General features: G+C 51.7%; 2 rRNA genes (1 of these 2 cut by a window edge). Both read left to right on the top strand.

What is annotated here, in order from left to right:
- Positions 1-2,215 (top strand): 23S ribosomal RNA (locus QE357_RS00010); it begins 596 nt to the left of the window's first position.
- 117 nt (positions 2,216-2,332) lie between these two features.
- Positions 2,333-2,444 (top strand): 5S ribosomal RNA (rrf, locus tag QE357_RS00005).
- Positions 2,445-2,500: the final 56 nt, after the last annotated feature.

The following is a 2,500-nucleotide window of genomic DNA, read 5'->3' as shown; positions in this document are numbered from 1 at the left end:
CCCTACGAGTTGCGGTTACTGGCCAGGTTAAGTATTGAAGATACGGAGCCGAAGCGAAAGCGAGTCTGAAAAGGGCGAAACTAGTCAGTGGCTGCAGACGCGAAACTTTGTGATCTACCCATGACCAGGTTGAAGTGTCGGTAACACGACATGGAGGACCGAACCAGTTGACGTTGAAAAGTCTTTGGATGAGTTGTGGGTAGGGGTGAAAGGCCAATCAAACTGAGAGATAGCTCGTACTCCCCGAAATGTTTTTAGGAACAGCCTTGGGATAGAGTTATACGGAGGTAAAGCTACCGATAGGACTAGGGGGAGTCAAATCCTACCAAATCCTGACGAACTCTGAATGCCGTATAATATGCCCAGGAGTGAGGGCTGGGGTGCTAAGGTCCCAGTCCGAGAGGGAAAGAACCCAGACCATCCGCTAAGGCCCCTAAATCAGGGCTAAGTTGAACAAAGGAGGTCCGACTGCAGAGACAGCCAGGATGTTAGCTTGGAAGCAGCTATTCATTTAAAGAGTGCGTAACAGCTCACTGGTCGAGCGGGGCGGGCATCGATAATAAACGGGCATCAAGTCTTGTGCCGAAGCGATGGAAGTAGTAATACTTGGTAGGGGAGCATTCTCAGGACAGTGAAGGTGTCGCGGCAAGCGATGCTGGAGTGCTGAGAAAAGCAAATGTAGGGATAAGTAACGATAAGAAAGGTGAGAAACCTTTCCGCCGTAAGGATCAGGATTCCTCAGCTATGCTAATCAACTGAGGGTTAGTCGGGGGCTAAGGGGTTAGCGAAAGCGAAGCTTCGATGCACAGCAGGTTAATATTCCTGCACTTACACTGGTGCGAGACAATGACGGAGCATATGGGTTCCTACGTACGGACGGAAGTGTGCGTGGAGCTGAGCCCGCAAGGGCAAGGCGAAGGGACGAGTATTCTTCCAAGAAAAGTTGTTTAGCTATAGCCAGCCGTAACCCGTACCGTAAACCGACACAGGTATCCGGGTAGAACATACCAAGGCGCTCGAGTGAATCACGGCTAAGGAACTCGGCAAATTAACCCTGTAACTTCGGGATAAGGGGAACCACAGCGATGTGGTCGCAGAGAAATGGCCCAGGCGACTGTTTAACAAAAACACAGGGCTTTGCTAAAACGAAAGTTGACGTATAAGGCCTGACACCTGCCCGGTGCTGGAAGGTTAAGAGGGGATGTTAGTCGCAAGGCGAAGCATTGAATCGAAGCCCCAGTAAACGGCGGCCGTAACTATAACGGTCCTAAGGTAGCGAAATTCCTTGTCGGGTAAGTTCCGACCTGCACGAATGGTGTAACGATCTGGGCACTGTCTCAGCCGTGAGCTCGGTGAAATTGTAGTAGCGGTGAAGATGCCGCTTACCCGCCACGGGACGGAAAGACCCCGTGAACCTTCACTACAGTTTTGCACTGACTTTTGGTAACTGGTGTGTAGGATAGGTGGGAGGCTATGAGTCGGTGTCGCTAGGCATCGAGGAGCCAACGTTGAAATACCACCCTCCGGTTGCTGGGAGTCTAACATTAGATTGGACAATGCATGATGGGTAGTTTGACTGGGGTGGTCGCCTCCAAAAAAGTATCGGAGGCTTTCAAAGGTACCCTCAGCACGCTTGGTAACCGTGCGTAGAGTGCAATCGCAGAAGGGTGCTTGACTGTGAGGCAAACAGGCCGAGCAGGCACGAAAGTGGGAGATAGTGATCCGGCGGTTTCCGAATGGAAGGGCCGTCGCTCAAAGGATAAAAGGTACTCCGGGGATAACAGGCTGATCTCCCCCAAGAGCTCACATCGACGGGGAGGTTTGGCACCTCGATGTCGGCTCGTCACATCCTGGGGCTGGAGAAGGTCCCAAGGGTTCGGCTGTTCGCCGATTAAAGTGGCACGCGAGCTGGGTTCAGAACGTCGTGAGACAGTTCGGTCCCTATCTGTGGTGGGCGTTGGAATTTTGAGAGGGCTTGACCTTAGTACGAGAGGACCGGGTTGAACCGACCGCTGGTAGACCAGTTGTTCCGCCAGGAGCACCGCTGGGTAGCCACGTCGGGTGAAGATAAGCGCTGAAAGCATCTAAGTGCGAAACTTGCCTCAAGATGAGAATTCCTATGAGAGCCGTCAGAGACGATGACGTTGATAGGCTACAGGTCTAAAGTTGGTGACAACAAAGCCGAGTAGTACTAATGCCTCCAAGACTTCTTTTTAAATTAACTTTATTGCTACTTAGGTATACTTTTCTGTTTTTCACATCACGTTCAAAAGAGGGAACACCTCGATAGGCATCGGAAGCTGACTCTACGGAGTCATCAACCAAAAGAGCCAATGGCGATCATAGGGCGGGTGTTCACCCCTTCCCATCCCGAACAGGGCCGTTAAGCCCCGCTCCGCCGATGATACTGGGTTTACCCCCGGGAAAGTAGGTAATCGCCTCCCCCTTATATTCTAACGACTCCTGCCGGGATGCAGGAGTCGTTTTTACTTTTATCCCT

It is taken from the genome of Siphonobacter sp. SORGH_AS_0500 (assembly GCF_031453245.1).
GTDB lineage: Bacteria > Bacteroidota > Bacteroidia > Cytophagales > Spirosomataceae > Siphonobacter.
The sequence above is the reverse complement of the archived record's forward strand: the minus strand, read 5'-3'. Positions and strand labels throughout refer to the sequence as shown.